At 47.5% G+C, this 573-nt stretch carries 1 protein-coding gene; it reads left to right on the top strand.

Annotation, left to right across the window (positions count from 1 at the left end; genetic code table 11):
• The coding region (locus tag GNE10_RS35005; RefSeq protein ID WP_185570570.1) for a glycogen debranching enzyme N-terminal domain-containing protein at positions 1-573 on the top strand (573 nt) is incomplete at both ends.

Here is a 573-nt window from a genome sequence, read left to right as displayed (position 1 = left end):
TGGGGAGTGTGGGGAGTGTGGGGGGAAAGATTTCTTCACTATCCTCCCACCCCTCCCACACTTCCTGCTTGCTCAATGCCCCTGTCGAATTTTGCGATCGCATTCTCATCCAGTATCGCTACGAGGGAAGCGAACAAGCAATTTTACGACTGCGATTGCTGATAGCAGAACGTGACTTTCACCATCAACAGACCTTTGACTCAGAATTACAATTCTCCCAACTGCTTGGACAACAACAAGTCTGCCTGCAAGCAAGAAAATCTCAGCATTTTGGCATACCTTGGCACTTGCGCTGGACAAAAGGAAATTATCAATCAGATGCAGTTTGGTATTGGAATTATCGATTTTCTGAGGAAACAAAACGGGGATTAGCCGATAAAGAAGACCTACACAGTCCTGGTTACCTAACAGTGACACTCCAACCAGGAGATGCAGTTACTCTAGAAGCACGATTAGGTTTTCCCAACCCACTATTAGGTGTTCTCACCTCCGAAACCTTTGCAGAAGCCGTGGAAGCAGAACAGGAAAGGCTCTCTCAGATTTTTGGATGGAGTGGGACAGGGGGTATGGGGG

Origin of the sequence: Nostoc sp. 2RC (assembly GCF_014222165.1) — a bacterium.
Classification (GTDB): domain Bacteria; phylum Cyanobacteriota; class Cyanobacteriia; order Cyanobacteriales; family Nostocaceae; genus Nostoc; species Nostoc linckia.
The sequence above is the reverse complement of the archived record's forward strand: the minus strand, read 5'-3'. Positions and strand labels throughout refer to the sequence as shown.